This window comes from Staphylococcus sp. GDY8P131P (genome assembly GCF_017891975.1).
Taxonomy (GTDB): Bacteria; Bacillota; Bacilli; order Staphylococcales; family Staphylococcaceae; genus Staphylococcus; species Staphylococcus nepalensis.
Genome location: NZ_JAESKF010000014.1, coordinates 1630 through 17297 on the forward strand (window position 1 = coordinate 1630; position 15668 = coordinate 17297).

Here is a 15668-nt window from a genome sequence, read left to right on the forward strand (position 1 = left end):
TGTTGTAGCTTCTTGTTTTGGCTGTTGTGTTTGCTCAGTTTGTGGCGCAGCTTGTTGAACTGGTTGTTCAGTTGATGCTTGCTCAGTTTGTTGTGGTTGTTCTACATTAGTAGATTGTTCTGATGAAACGTCATTTGAACTAGAACCTTCACCATAGCTCCAAGACCAAGTTTGACCATTAGATTCAAAATTATAGTTTAAACCATTTTGATTAAAGTTATAGCTATATGAACCTTCATGTACTGGTGAAGCATTTAATTGTTCTGGATTAGATTGTGCTAATTGAGCTAATTGTGCTTTGTCTACACCTTGTTCAGCTGCGTCTGCTGAGTTTCCTGCTGCAAATCCTGTTACACCTAATCCTACTGCTAATGTTGATGCTACTACTGTTTTTTTCATTTTTAAATAAGTCCTCCTACAAGTTAATTTTTATATTTTTAAGAATTTATTTTCGCATGATATTGAAATCCAACTTTTGTAAAAAACAATGTTGTTTCAACCAATTTCCAGTAAATACTATAACATCTATAAAATACTTGTAGGTTACAATGAAATTAAAAAAACCTTATCCGTTTTACATACTAATTACATTAAATTGTATTTTAAAACAAAACGTTTCTTTGAAAAATCCCATTGCAAAAGTCAACAAAGATATTTTTGTATGTATACACTCTGTAATATAAATGTAATTAGTGTGACAACTATCTCCAATTAAAAAATATATATTCAATTAATTTTACCTTGTACATTTCAATTTACTTATTATAACGCTCTCTCTAAAATATATTTTGGCACATAAAAACATCACTCAAATAATTATATTTGAGTGATAACATAACTCCCTTTAATTTGATAATGCTATTTTAATATGTGCTAAATGATGTGCTTCATGCCATGCTAACTTAGCAATCTGTTCGGAAACTTGATTCTTACCTTCTCCTTTAAGCGTAAATGTACGTTTCAAATCATCAGTAGTTAAAGTATGACCAACAGCTACAATACGTTCATTGATACCTTCCATTATTCTAAGTGAACATTCCACTGGAAGGTTATTATCTTCCAACTCGACCCATTCATCTTGTATAAAAGGCTCCACCATTGGATTATTATCTGTTAAAGATAGTTTTAACCGTTGATACATATTTATTTGTGAATCAGCAATGTGGTGAACAAGTTGACGTACTGTCCAACTTCCCTCACGATATTGCTTGCTTAATTCTGATTCATTTAAATCATCTACAACTTGTCTTAAACGGTGTACATACCCTTCAATGTCTCCCAGCCATTCTTGAACATCTTCTAATGTCACATTATTAGGTAATTCTAATTCACCAATAGGAAATCTAACATTCATATTTATCACCTTTTTTAATTTTAAATATTTCTATAGCAACATTACTCTTTTTCACCATTAGTATTGCTATTACCTTTTCAACAATATTTAAACTTGATTCTTTATATGGTTATCTTAGTATCAGTTTATTCGAGTGAAATTTTATCTATTTCTATATTAGATATAAAGTATCTATTCATATCCAAAAATATTATTTCAAATTATATGATCAATTCTGCTTTTTCAAACAAGTATGTGCTACAGAAGTAAACTCAATGCATCAAAATTGTAGTTAAAAGGAAATGTTTCGTTGTTAATAAAACCCTATTTATTTACATGCAGAAATTCACAGTATTAGTATGGGGTTGTATCTTAAATAAGAGAGGATGTCTGTCATGACAAATAAATCATTTTTCTTATCAAGTAATAGTGGCAAAGGTATATATCATTATTTTAACAATGAAGCTCAATCATTAAATTATATATACATTTTAAAAGGTGTGCCTGGAAATGGTAAATCTGAAGTATTAAAAAATATTGCAAATTACCTTGAGGGAGAACAAAGACCTATAGAACTCATTTATAGTTCATTTGATTTTAAAACGCTAGATGGACTTATTGTTTTAGATAGAAATATAGGTGTTTTTGACGGTAATTATCCTTATCCTATGGAACCAGCGCTGCCTTATATTTCAGGTGAAACCGTAGATTTAGCCACTGCAGTAGACCATTCAAAACTTCAAAACGATTTAAAAGATATCAAAAGTCTGTTTAATGAAAAAGAACAATTATTAGAAAATTATGCTACTCACATTAAAAAATCAAGACAATTACATGACAATGTAGAATTCTATTTCAGTACTTCCATTGATATTGAAAAAGCACAAGCGCTTAACAATCAAATTTTAGAAAATATTTTCGGAAAATCTTATCAAGAGAAAGAAAGTATTGTTAAACACAGATTCTTTGATACCATTACTGAAAATGGTAATTTTGATTTTGTACAAAACCTAACAAGTAATCTAACCAAACGTTTCTTTATTAAAGGTCGCCCAGGTTCAGGTAAATCCACGTTGCTTAAACAAATTGTGTCTCAAGCTATTGAAAATGGCTTTGATATCGAGCTATATCATTGTGACTTTGATCCTGATAGTTTAGATATGATTATTATACCCGAATTAAGTGTTGCTGCCTTTGATAGTACAGCACCACATAATTATGACCCTGAACGTTCTGGAGACGAAATCGTAGATACTTACCAATCAATTATAGATAATCAGATAGATGAAAAATACGCAAATGAAATCGCTGAAGGTACTAAGCAATGGCAAGATGCTTGGAAAGAAGCCGCTCATTTTCTAAAAGAAGCTAAAGAAAAGCATAAAGCTATCACTAATCTCTATAAACAAACCATTGACGATGAAGAAATTAAAAATAAAGAAAAACACATTATTGAAAGTTTATAAAAACTTCAACTATTTCTTTGTGCTAAATTTTATATTAATGACAGGCGTAATAAATAATTATATATAAATAAGTACGATGTTATAAATGATAAATTCTAAAGTATAATCACTGATTCTCTATTTTTTATTTCACTTTAATTTTGATAATTAGATATCATTCAAAAATATCATAATAAGCTTAGGATATAAATATAAGGCTAGAACGTTCATGTTCTAGCCTTATATTTATATTAACCATAGATGCCTAAATTAAAAATAACCTTACAATAAAATTTTTAAAACCTTTTAAATTGGCATCACAGTACACTATAAAATAACGTATGATTATTCATTTTCATTATTAAACTTATTTTGGTAATGCTTATTACTTACTGGCCTCTTCGTAATTTTATTAATATAATTATCAATTACTGTTACTCAACTTGAAAAATTTTGCTTCTCCTGGTCACTTCCTAACACCAACATCCTATTTTCTAAATAACTTTACTATCTAATCAACATTTGTTAGCCAATCTGAGTTAACTTATTATCCTACAATTACTAGCACCCCACGTTGTCTAATACTTATGTTCGGTCATGCCTTCAACGACGTTTCACGGAAAAAATGAATAAAAACAACCGAACGGTATCATCAATAAATCGCAAACTTTTATGAATTTTTCTCAAATATAATGAAACAACTTAATAATATTTGTATCCTTATTGTGAATACTTTAACAAGGGAGGAAATATTTGTGACTAAAAATGCAGCAATAAAGACAACACCTCGTTTTAAGCCTTTTTGGTTAATAACAAGCATTGTTGTATTAGCAATCGTGATGTTTTTACCAACACCAGAAAACTTACCGTTTATGGCTAAAAGCGCGTTAGCTATATTAATATTCGCAGTTATATTATGGGTAACTGAAGCAGTCGCTTATCCAGTTTCTGCGACTATGATTGTTGCCTTAATAATATTGTTATTTGGTTTCAGCCCTGTACAAAATTTATCTGAATCTTTAGGAAACCCTCAATCAAATGGCGTATTATTAAAAGACGATGCACTTTTTGGAACGGGAAACGCTTTAAAACTGGCCTTTAGTGGGTTTGCAACAAGTGCACTCGCATTAGTTGCAGCAGCATTGTTTTTGGCAACAGCGATGCAGATTACACAACTACATAAACGTCTTGCTCTCATCATTTTGTCTATAGCAGGCAATAAGACAAACCGTATTGTTCTCGGAACAATATTAGTAGCTATATTTTTAGCATTTTTCGTACCTTCCGCTACTGCACGAGCTGGTGCAGTTATTCCGATTTTATTAGGTATGATAGCAGCATTTGGCGTTTCTAAACAAAGTAAACTAGCCGGCCTTTTAGTCATAACTGCTGTACAGGCCGTCTCAATTTGGAATATTGGTATTAAAACAGCAGCAGCACAAAATATCGTTGCTATCAGTTTTATAAACGATCAACTCGGCACTGACATTTCGTGGGGACAATGGTTCTTATATGCAGGGCCATGGTCAATTTTAATGTCTATTGCACTTTATTTTATAATGCTTAAGATTATGCCACCTGAAGAAAAAGAACTCCCTAGGGGTAAAATATTAATTCAGCAACAATTAAAAGAAATGGGACCAATAACAGGAAAAGAATGGCGATTAATCACCATTTCTATTATGTTATTAATATTTTGGTCTACTGAAAAAGTCTTCCACCCTATCGATTCGTCTTCCATTATACTGTTGGCTTTAGCTATTATGTTAACGCCCAAAATAGGCGTTATGACTTGGAAAGAAGCCGAGAGCCGTATACCCTGGGGCACCATCATTGTTTTCGGCGTAGGTATTTCATTAGGTAATGCACTATTAAAAACGACAGCTGCACAATGGCTAAGCGACCAAACTTTTGGCATGATGGGGCTCAATCAATATCCCATCGTGGTTATAATTGCATTAATTGCGCTTTTCAATATTTTAATACATTTAGGTTTCGCTAGCGCGACAAGTTTAGCATCAGCCCTAATTCCAGTTTTCATTTCGCTAACTACTACACTAGATTTAGGAAATCAATCTATTGGTTTTGTACTAATACAACAATTTGTTATTAGTTTTGGATTTTTATTACCTGTAAGCTCACCACAAGCCATGTTAGCGTATGGCACAGAAACTTTTACTGTTAAAGATTTCTTAAAAACCGGCATACCTATAAGCATTATTGGCTATTTACTTATTATTTTACTGAGTGTGACTTATTGGCATTGGCTTGGGTTAATTTAACACACAAATCATGTCTTTTTGGTATAAATTATAAATATACTAAGGGTAGCTATGAAGAAAAGAGGGGGAAACATAAACAATGTTTTAACCTTAAACTCCGTGATGACAGTAGATAATCGAATGGAAAATATGCTTATACAAGCGTTTCAGCTTTTGTATTCTTTTTTCCTAGCTATTCTTACCAGGAGTAGGCCAATGAACACATTTTATAAAATGTGTTCATTGGCCCGCTTCCTTTTAGTATTATTTTAAAACGCATTCTGATTGAGCCACTGACCGCCATCCATCGTCATACAAGCACCATTAATGTAACTAGCTTCCTCTGATAATAAGAATTTAGCTAATCCTGCAATTTCTTCAGGTTCGCCCATACGACCTAACGGCACGCTATTCAGTGTTTGTTGTCTCGCCTCTTCTGATAAACTTAATTTTCCTGAACCCCCTGTATTATCTATAGGCCCTGGTGCGATAGCATTTACAGCAATACCATATTTAGCTCCCCACTCTACAGCTAGTGTTCTAGTCATAGCTAATACACCTGCTTTAGCACTGGCGGAATGTACAACACCCGGACCAGAACGCCAAGCATAAGTCGCTACCATATTGATAATTCTTCCTTTATGTCCTTGTTCAATCCATTTTTTACCAACAGCTTGCGTACAATACCACGTCCCATTTAAAACAATATCTACAACAGAATTCCAACCATTCGTTGATAAATCTTCTGCAGCACAAATAAAATTTCCAGCTGCATTATTGACTAAACCATCAATTTTGCCATATCGTTTAATGGTTTCATCTACGGTATATTGCACACGTTCAATATCACGTACATCCATATCAATACACAAAATTTGTCCTTTTCGTTGTTCAATTTCTTCTTTCGTAGCTTTTAAACGTTCTAACGATCTACCTGTTATAACTACATTAGCATCTTCTTGGGCAAACCGCTTCGCCATTGCTTTCCCCATACCACTACTACCACCTGTAACCATAATCACTTTATCTTTCATGTGTAGTCTCCTTTACAAACTGATTTAGTAAGCGCTTACATTTTAATGATAAGTATAACAAAGTTTAGTGTGTTTTACTTATAAAATAATATCTAAATTTAGCTATCGGAAAATACTTCATTACCTAGAACCAGTTCGTAACACTAACCTTAAGGTCTTTTTAATATATTACCTTTTAGATTGATTTATCCTCCAAAGAATAAATCAATCATATCAGTCGTTCTGTTTTTATCTTTTTTATAAAATTCCGTATACCCACACTTTGAACAAGTAATCGTCGTAAAGTTGTTATGTTGAACATCAAATATTTTAGATAACCCTGAACCGGTAGCAGATAACGTGCCTTCTTCAATTTCAGTATTACCACATTTAATACAACCTTTTGTATCTTCCATTATTATGTCTTCCCTTCTCAATATTATGTAATTTCTATAACACTTCAAACATTGCGCTAAACATTTCATCTACTTAAAACTTTATTATTTTTTAATAAATTATTTCATTTGCTCAATTGCTTTTCTGCTTTTCACAATTTTCTCCTAATCTTCAATAATTTTTACTGTTAATGTATTCACTTGTACTCTCCTGACAATATAATGTAAAATTACTATACAGCACTTATAAATGTCTATACTATGATTTATATGCATAATATAGGGTAAATATTTATATGTATATCGACGTATTCCATAGTAGAATATGTTCTATGACTAATATGTATTTTTACATGTAAGAATAGCGTAATATAATAGTAAATAAAGACATAAGATGAGTGACAATGTGTGACACACTGTTACTGATGTTATTAAGAATGAAAGGTGAGGAACTATGGCTAAAACTGAGTCAAAAGACGTCATTCTTATTGGCGCCGGCGTATTAAGTACTACATTTGGTTCTATGCTTAATGAACTTGAACCGGATTGGAATATTAAATTATACGAACGTTTAGATCGTCCTGGTGAGGAAAGTTCAAACGAGCGTTATAACGCAGGTACAGGGCATGCTGCACTTTGTGAATTAAATTATACAGTTCAGCAACCTGATGGTTCAATTAACATTGAAAAAGCAAAAGAGATTAATGAACAATTCGAAATCTCTAAACAATTCTGGGGTCACTTAGTTAAAAATAAGTATATCGAAAATCCTAGAGAATTCATTCACCCATTACCACATATCAGTTTTGTAAGAGGTAAAAATAACGTCAAGTTTTTAAAAGACCGTTACGAAGCTATGAAAAACTTCCCTATGTTTGATAATATCGAATATACTGAAGATATAGAAGAAATGAGAAAATGGATTCCATTAATGATGCAAGGTCACAGCGCAAGCGATATTATGGCTGCCAGTAAAATTAATGAAGGTACAGACGTAAACTTTGGTGAATTAACTCGTAAAATGGCAGCAAACCTTGAAAAAGACCCGCATGTAGAGGTTCAATATCATCATGAAGTACTTGATTTCAATCAACGTAATGACGGTAAATGGGAAGTTCATATACGTAATGTGAATACTGGTGGAACACAAACACAATTGGCGGATTATGTATTTATCGGTGCTGGTGGTGCCGCTATTCCATTACTACAAAAAACAGGTATTCCTGAAAGTAAACACTTAGGCGGATTCCCTATCACAGGCCAATTCCTAACATGTACAAATCCAAATGTTATTGAAGAACATGGTGCCAAAGTATATGGTAAAGAACCGCCAGGCACGCCACCAATGACTGTACCGCATTTAGATACACGTTTCATTAATGGTCAAAAAACACTATTGTTTGGACCATTCGCAAGTATCGGTCCTAAATTCTTAAAATATGGTTCAAACTTAGATTTATTTAAATCTGTTAAACCATATAACATCACAACATTATTAGCAGCGGCAGCGAAAAACTTACCGCTACTTAAATATTCATTTGATCAAATTTTAATGACAAAAGAAGGTTGCATGAATCACTTGCGTACTTTCTACCCAGAAGCACGTGATGAAGATTGGCAGTTATATACTGCAGGCAAACGTGTTCAAGTAATCAAAGATACTGAAGAATACGGCAAAGGATTCATCCAATTCGGAACAGAAGTTGTAAATTCTGAAGATCACTCTGTCATTGCATTACTTGGTGAGTCACCAGGTGCATCAACTTCTGTATCAGTTGCATTAGAAGTATTAGAGAAAAACTTCTCTGAATATAAAAATGACTGGGAACCTAAAATCAAAAAAATGATTCCTTCTTATGGTAAATCATTAATTGATGACGTTGATTTAATGAGAAAAACACGTCGTCAAACTTCAAAAGATCTTGAATTAAACTATTACGAATAGACTTTTGATTGCTTAAGTGTGAAAATCTAAAATGAACTTAGACTAAGATACGATTAAACACCTATTTATGAACCTACACTCATAGGCTCATTTCTGATACATCTTGTTCTAAATGTCTCTAGAAATTGAGTCATTAAAGTAATCATATCGGTTTCTTATGTCTATTGTTCATTGGCATTTTTTAAAGATACTTTGTTATCATTGATTCACTTAAAGGAGCGAAATTTATGAAAAAATTATTAATTGTTGTGGCCATAGGTGCATTAGCATTCGTAGGCCTTAAACGTTATCAACAACATGTAAACCAAGCGCCAAATATTGAATATTAATAAAGCTTGTAAGCCGTCACAAGGTAGTTTCACCTGTGACGGCTTTTTTATACTGTACCGCAAAAAGATGGCTATAAACTTGTGGTCGTCTATAGCCATGCTTTTTTTATAATATACGCCCTATTTATCTCTCACCTTTTAACTCTCTTTCTTTTAATACATAACTCAATAAATCCAACATAATACGTGCGGCAGTCTGACCTGTCATACCAGTTGGGTCATAAACAGGTGCCACTTCTACTAAGTCAAACCCGACTACTTCATTGTGTTTTGCTACTGCTTTTAATAATTCATTCACTTCGTCATAAAGTAAACCGCCGGGAGATGGTGTACCAGTGCCAGGTGCAATAGAAGGATCAATACCATCGATATCAATTGTAATATATAATTTTTCGCCTTCCGGAATTAATGCAGCTAAATTTTCAGGACCCTTTTCACGCATTTGTTTCGGCGACAAAATAGTTGCACCATAATCACGAGCCGCATCTACATCTTCTTTTAAACTACTGCTAATGCCTCGGATACCATATTGGTATATGTTTTTTACATGATCCATTTCAGACAACCTTCTAATACAACTGCCATGACCGTATCTTTGTCCTGAACGATGGTCAGCCCAATCTAAATGTGCATCGATTTGCAACACATGGAATGGTCCCAAAGCTTCAACACCTTTTCCTGTAGCAGCAGTAATTGAATGATCTCCGCCGATAATGACTGGCATGACACCTTTATCAACAATTTTTTGTAATGTTGCTTCGGTGTTATCATGACTTTGCATAATGTCTCCATGCACGATATCCACGTCACCTACATCAAATACTTTCCATTTTGGCCCTAAATATGTGATATCATTTTCAATATCATAAGCACCTTCTAGACCAAAGCTATATAGTGTAGAACCTTCTCTCACGCCACGTGGCCCCATACGAGCGCCTGATTTCCATTGTGTTCCCATATCGTTAGGCACACCAATTACTGCCACATCTGCGTTAATATCTGATAATTTTTCAATATTATCACACACTGGATATTTACCAAATGTACAAATACCTGTAAATGGTAAATTTAATGTTTGTTTTTCTTCTGGTTTCATCATAATAAAATACCCCCGTTTAATTAAAATGTGTTTATATACAATCAGCTTTCATAGACTTCTCATACATTGTCACCATCAAAATAACAATTGAAATAATGCCGAAACCTAATGGTGTTAACATACCAAGTGCGCCCGCCAAGTGTTCATTGTGAAACAGTTCAGCAAATGAAGTATATATTGCGGTAGAAATAGCAATACCAAATGAATAACCTAAAGAACTAGCCATTTTGTAAATACCTGAACCAATCCCTACTTTGTCGTCGTTTACGTTAACCAATAATGTATCTAATGAAGGCGTTGCATACAAACCAATACCAATACCTGCAATTAAAAATCCAATAAATACAACGATAATGTATGGTAAATTAGGCAAAAATGTTAATGCTCCAAAACTCATACCTACACTCGCTATAATAATTGAGATAAACATTGGTTTATAAGGGCCAATTTTCTGTAATAATCGTTCTCCTACGCGTATCATCAACAATAAAGCTATAATATTGCCCAACGTCAGTAACCCTGTTTGAAAAGCCGTAAAGCCTCTTCCAATCTGAATATATGTGTTCGCTACAACAATGGTTCCAGCAATACCATTTTGCAAGAAATTGGTAAGTACAGCACCAGTAAATGGTTTAGATTTAAATAACTCAAAATCTATAAATTGATGTTTTCTTGTTCTTTCAAAAAAGATAAATATGCATGTTAATATGATAGATGCAATGAATAATGCCACAATAGGAAAGCTTGTCCATCCTAAGTCTTGTCCTTGTGTCACAATAATATTAATAACTAATAAGGTAACTACAAAAATTGAAAAGCCAATAATATCAAATTTTTCTTTATTTGCTTTAGCAACTTTCGTTTCTTCTATATTTTTCAATAAGACCATCGCAATGACTGCAATCGCAATAGAAAGAATAAATATCATTCGCCAATCAAAATAGGTAGCGATTAATCCACCCACAAATGTAGTTATACCGCCACCGCCCCAAGAACCAAATGACCAATAACTCAAGGCACGTTGTCGTTCACTTTCTTGAAATGTTGTCTTAATCAATGCTAATGTAGCTGGCATCACAAGTGCCGCAGATAAACCTTGAAGCACCCTTGCAAAGATCAATAAAACAGGTTCTCTTGCCAAAATGACAAGTAATGAACCGACGATGCTAATAACTAAACCAACGTAAGTCATTTTCTTTCTACCAAGTCTATCTGAAATACCTCCGCCGACTACAATAAACAACCCACAAAATAACGAAGTTAGACTCGTGGAAATATTTAAAATACCTGACGAAACATTTAGATCTTTTTGCATTGTTGGAATGATATTAATCATTGATTGTGCAAAAAGCCAAAATGTTAATATTGCCAAAACCATGCCTAAAATATACAAATCTATTTGTCTTTTAGCTTTCATGGCAATCCCCCTTTGATTTGAAGGTTCCTTCAAATTAGTTGAAGTTTAGCACCATGTTTGCAATTCAGCAACTTTGTTTCTGAATAGTCTGACAAATTATAATCGGATATTTTTTTAAAAAGTATTGATATCATAGTGTTTATTTAGGTGATTTTGTTATAAAGTACAGAGGGTTATAAAATTTCTTTATGCGCTTATAAAAACGATTACAAATAGTAAAAAATAAAACGCTAAGCAGCTTAAAAAACCACTTAACGCTATTTTAAATTACTCTATTTCAAAATATATCTTACAAAATGATATAAAGTTTTTTATATCATTATTCATTGCTTCTTCTCTATACAATAACCATGTATTTCTTGTGATACTATCACCGTTTTTAAATTTCAAATCCTTAGTATAAAACGAATCATTATCTAAAATACATGATTTAGGAACGATAGCATATCCCATACCTTTCTCTACAAATTTTTTACATATTTCAATTTTATCAGCTTGAAATATGTTTCTAGCGTACGTATCGTAACGTTCATTCCACCAATCATTGATTGATTTAGTAATTGAATTTTCTAGCTCAATATAGGTGTTGAAATTTTGATGTGATTTATAAACAATTCGGTATTCTTGATGTAAATGTTTCAAACTTATCGGTTTTTTACTAATAATTGTTAATGGATCACGTTTCAATAATATTTTCTGACCATACCAATCATAGTCACCTGTTAAAATCCCCACATCAAGATCATTATTTTCCATTTGTTCCAAAATTTCGATACTCCAACCACTTGTCATAGATATATAAATATCTGTATAGGCTTGATAATATTGTTGGATTAATTCTGGCATTGTATATATAGCAAAATTTGTATTTGCTCCTAGTTTCATATTACCTTTCAAATTTTCTCGAAGTTCATTAATATTTGATTTTAAATTTTGAATTTCAAATAAAACTTTATTAGAAAATTTGACTAGATACTCTCCCTCAGGTGTGAACTTAAATTGATTTCCCATTTTTTCAACTATATTAATCCCAAAATCTTTTTCAATTTTTTTTAACCTATAGGAAAGTAATGGTTGAGACATAAATAATCGTTTGGCAGCTTTAGTAAAACTTTGTTCTTTATTAAGCATCGCTAAAATTTTATAATCTTCTTCTTGCACAAAGCAATCCCCCTTTGCTTAAAACACTTATACTCATTCTACATTATTATTATTATATTTTCTTTTTTTATAATATCCGAGTATTGGCTGAGAATTAAAAACATATTTTTATCGCTATTCGATAAAAAAGTATTGAATAACGATAAAATTAGGATATAATGTAGATAGAAAATTAAAAAGGAGAATTGATATGACTACAATTAATAACAAACATTTTAATATTTTAGTAAAAACTTTAACTGTTATCGCTACTATCGCTTTAGTATTAACCACGCTTATTATGTTACCAATTTTTATAGCAATAATCGCAATTTTAATCATCCCCTCTTCATTTATCAATACGCAACTCGATAAAGCAGATAAATCTTTTTGGGTTGATTCATTAGGCGTAACTGCGCAAAATATTACAAATTATGATTTAAATAGTATTACTTTTTCAAAACCATCTGTTATATTAATACTATTATTAATGGCTCTATTAACCGCTTTGTATATTGTAATTATTGATCAAATAAGAAAATGGCTTAAAAATGTGAGTAGAGGTTATATTTTTACATATAAGAATGCTAAGATAATTATTTTAATTTCATACTGTTTCGTATTATTAGGCCTCTTTGAATCCATTATTAAACTAGCTGGCAATTTTGCGATGTATCATTTTTTAGGACATAATAGTAAATTATATGCACTCATCGATAAAGATATCGAAACTTTCAGTGATTTCTTTTTTAATTTCAATTTCACGCTTATATTTGCTGGTATTATTATTTGGGTGATTGGTAATGTATTTAAATATGGTGCATTTTTGCAAGATGAATTTGATTATACTGTTTAGGAGATTTTATAAATGATTGTAGTTCGATTAGATCGCATATTAGCCGATAGAAAAATGAAACTTAGTGAATTAGCAAGCGAAATTGATATTACAGTAGCAAATTTATCCAATTTAAAAACAGGAAAAGCAAAAGCAATCCGTTTTTCTACTCTAGATGCCATTTGTAAAGCACTAGAATGTCAACCTGCTGATATTATAGAATATACTGATAATGAATCATGAGCAACGAATAACGAACAGAAATCTTATTCTCTTTGTAAGGGCTGGTCATTCTACTATGGCGGACTATAGTTTGATAAGACTTATCATAAATTTTTCTTTAAAAAGCGATTAACAAGGAGCATATTATATGTGCAGTTAGATTACACGTTGCTATACAGCTTTATATCTTAACTGGTAGGCTCACGTGTGTATGGCCTCAGACTCCTCACCTGCTTATAATGCTTTTTATAAATAATAAGCGTGTCTCAAGTATTCATGCTTGGACACGCTTATACTTACTTACCTTTAATTTTTAATCCTCTATAGCGATTAAGGGCGCCACAGAACTCTTGTTTTCTAGGCAATGCTAAGTTACCAGGATGTCCATCATGAGGTGAGATAACCTCTAATCCTGTTTCATCAATAAGTTCAAAAATTTTATCAGCTGCTTGAGACACAGTGTCTTGTTCATTTAATAAATTACTTTGATAATAATCAATCATCATGGCTAAACAATTGGTTTGGCTTGAGTCGACAAGTTGCTCCAAACCAGAAATATCGATACGTGCTTTACCGTATAAAATTGTATGCATACCTTTCACTTTAAAACGTTGGTCTCTGCCTTTATTAGAAAAGCTAGATTTTAATGGAATTCATTTGGGTATTTCACCAAATTGATAATGAAGATAATGTCCTGGTTGATAGTTATCTGTCTCAGCAATTGCTTTAGCTTTATCTGTAACATCTTTTAGTATATATTCATCCATCATAAGTACTTGATCAGCTACTTCAAAATAATCACCTGAACCGCCTACGATTAAAATCGTTGAAACCTGATGATTTTCAAACAAAGGCTTAACTTTATTAGCAAAGGGTGTAATAGGCTCTTTGTCCGGCGCTATTAATTTTTGCATTCTAGTATCTCTAATCATAAAATTAGTCGCTGAGGTGTCTTCATCTATTAACAATAATGATGTTTGTGATTCTAAAGCTTCCATTACGTTCGCAGCTTGTGATGTACTACCACTGGCATTTTCAGTAGAAAATTGCGTCGTATCTTTTTTACCTGGTAAATTATTGATAAATGGTTCTATATTCACCTTTTCAATACTACGGCCATCTTCTGCGCGAATCTTCATTGCGTCTTCACGTGTAATTATCATTTCACGACCATCCCCAGGTACATGATGGTATACACCACGCTCTAAGGCCTCAAGTAATGTAGACTTGCCATGAAAGCCACCGCCTACAATCAACGTTATACCTTCAGGTAAACCCATTCCTTTAACTATTTTACCACTGGGTAAAGTCATTTGAATTTCAAATTTTTCAGGGCTTTGGAATAAAACAGCACCAGGTAATGGCTTGCCAGATACACCACTTTTTCTCGGTAATATTGAATCATTAGCCACAAAAGCGACTAAATGTTGATGTTCAAGTGTTTCACGTATAAATACTTGGTCTGTAAACAAAGTCACTTGTTCATTTAAGGCCGCTTGATTCACATGTTTATATAATAATGATTGTTCTACTATTTTGGGTAATAAATCTAGAAATATATGATCAGCTACTTTTCCTAAAATCTTCCTTCCAGCAGCTGGTAAACCAACTTCAAAACGGACTTCAATATCACATTTATTGATGATTACAGAGGACCGTTTTAACATCTCTTGCCCACAATGATCTATAACAATATCTGGAGTTTTTTTCGAAAATTGATCAGATTTAAGGATGGATTTAATGCGATCGCTAAACGTTCTTGTTAAAAAATCAGAGACAGCAATGATTTTAGCCGATGAGTCTAATAATTCATTAGGTATTTTAGCAATATCTCGCTTCATTTTGACACGTACTTTAGATGGTGGTGCGTATGGATCTGCTTGTATATGATCTATAGCTAAACGAAAATGGTCAAATTGATATTCACCTTTGAGCCGTTTATATGCGCCATATTTTTGCCCATCTAACGATTTTAATAATTTTTCAAATTCCAATGCATTTTTCAACACGCACACTCCTTCAACCTATGTTAATGCTTTGTTATTTTATACCCATGTTAGCAATTAGTTGAAACTATCTATCGTATCAAAATCATTACATTATAGTGCAAATGTGAATCGTTTAAAAATTTTAATTTAAAAATTAAAAGATGTAATTTATTTCAATTTCACACAATATTTTCGTCAGTTTTACCAAAGCCTATTTCCCAGAAAATAGTTACTATCAAATTGAAT

12 protein-coding genes and 2 pseudogenes are annotated in these 15668 nt (G+C 32.4%); 6 read left to right on the forward strand and 8 right to left on the reverse strand.

Annotated elements, in window-relative coordinates; translation table 11 throughout:
* Both KA894_RS14740 and KA894_RS10530 read right to left on the reverse strand, forming a co-directional pair.
* Window positions 1–399 (reverse strand): annotated as a pseudogene (locus tag KA894_RS14740) (transglycosylase); the annotation flags it as partial.
* Between the two features lie 445 nt (window positions 400–844).
* Window positions 845–1354, reverse strand: a complete 510-nt coding sequence (locus KA894_RS10530) for a YfiT family bacillithiol transferase (RefSeq protein ID WP_096808174.1) — start codon at window positions 1352–1354, stop codon at window positions 845–847.
* A gap of 374 nt (window positions 1355–1728) precedes the next feature.
* Here KA894_RS10530 and KA894_RS10535 point away from each other — a divergent pair, with 374 nt between their 5' ends.
* A complete protein-coding gene (locus KA894_RS10535; protein WP_119487837.1) occupies window positions 1729–2799 on the forward strand; it encodes a hypothetical protein in 1071 nt (356 codons plus the stop codon).
* Between the two features lie 734 nt (window positions 2800–3533).
* A complete protein-coding gene (locus KA894_RS10540) occupies window positions 3534–5060 on the forward strand; it encodes an SLC13 family permease (RefSeq protein ID WP_259340363.1) in 1527 nt (508 codons plus the stop codon).
* Window positions 5061–5308: 248 nt separating this feature from the next.
* Here the strand turns inward: KA894_RS10540 and fadH are convergent, their stop codons facing one another.
* Complete coding sequence (gene fadH, locus KA894_RS10545) at window positions 5309–6073, reverse strand: 2,4-dienoyl-CoA reductase (protein WP_119488202.1); 765 nt, start codon at window positions 6071–6073, stop codon at window positions 5309–5311.
* A gap of 185 nt (window positions 6074–6258) precedes the next feature.
* Window positions 6259–6468, reverse strand: a complete 210-nt coding sequence (locus tag KA894_RS10550; protein ID WP_107644178.1) for a zinc ribbon domain-containing protein — start codon at window positions 6466–6468, stop codon at window positions 6259–6261.
* A 433-nt stretch (window positions 6469–6901) separates the two neighbouring features.
* On the opposite strand from KA894_RS10550, the gene lqo reads away from it, so the two are divergent.
* Both lqo and KA894_RS10560 read left to right on the forward strand, forming a co-directional pair.
* Window positions 6902–8392, forward strand: a complete 1491-nt coding sequence (gene lqo / locus KA894_RS10555; RefSeq protein WP_119488201.1) for an L-lactate dehydrogenase (quinone) — start codon at window positions 6902–6904, stop codon at window positions 8390–8392.
* Between the two features lie 227 nt (window positions 8393–8619).
* Window positions 8620–8721: an SE2200 family small protein gene (locus KA894_RS10560; protein ID WP_096808158.1), complete on the forward strand. Its 102-nt coding sequence runs from the start codon at window positions 8620–8622 to the stop codon at window positions 8719–8721.
* 124 nt (window positions 8722–8845) lie between these two features.
* On the opposite strand, the gene speB is transcribed toward KA894_RS10560, so the two are convergent.
* The 3 genes from speB to KA894_RS10575 form a co-directional block, all read right to left on the reverse strand.
* Window positions 8846–9820 (reverse strand): agmatinase, encoded by a 975-nt coding sequence (gene speB, locus KA894_RS10565; RefSeq protein ID WP_103373225.1) that lies wholly within the window; start codon window positions 9818–9820, stop codon window positions 8846–8848.
* 31 nt (window positions 9821–9851) lie between these two features.
* Window positions 9852–11243: an MFS transporter gene (locus tag KA894_RS10570; protein ID WP_390173760.1), complete on the reverse strand. Its 1392-nt coding sequence runs from the start codon at window positions 11241–11243 to the stop codon at window positions 9852–9854.
* Between the two features lie 261 nt (window positions 11244–11504).
* Complete coding sequence (locus tag KA894_RS10575; protein ID WP_096823736.1) at window positions 11505–12398, reverse strand: LysR family transcriptional regulator; 894 nt, start codon at window positions 12396–12398, stop codon at window positions 11505–11507.
* A 190-nt stretch (window positions 12399–12588) separates the two neighbouring features.
* Between KA894_RS10575 and KA894_RS10580 the strand changes: the two genes are divergently transcribed.
* Window positions 12589–13233, forward strand: a complete 645-nt coding sequence (locus tag KA894_RS10580; RefSeq protein ID WP_096823735.1) for a DUF2975 domain-containing protein — start codon at window positions 12589–12591, stop codon at window positions 13231–13233.
* A gap of 12 nt (window positions 13234–13245) precedes the next feature.
* Window positions 13246–13455, forward strand: coding sequence for a helix-turn-helix domain-containing protein (locus KA894_RS10585; RefSeq protein WP_096808154.1), 210 nt, complete (start codon window positions 13246–13248; stop codon window positions 13453–13455).
* A gap of 275 nt (window positions 13456–13730) precedes the next feature.
* Here the strand turns inward: KA894_RS10585 and KA894_RS10590 are convergent.
* A pseudogene (locus KA894_RS10590) lies at window positions 13731–15440 on the reverse strand (ABC-ATPase domain-containing protein).
* Window positions 15441–15668 lie beyond the last annotated feature (228 nt).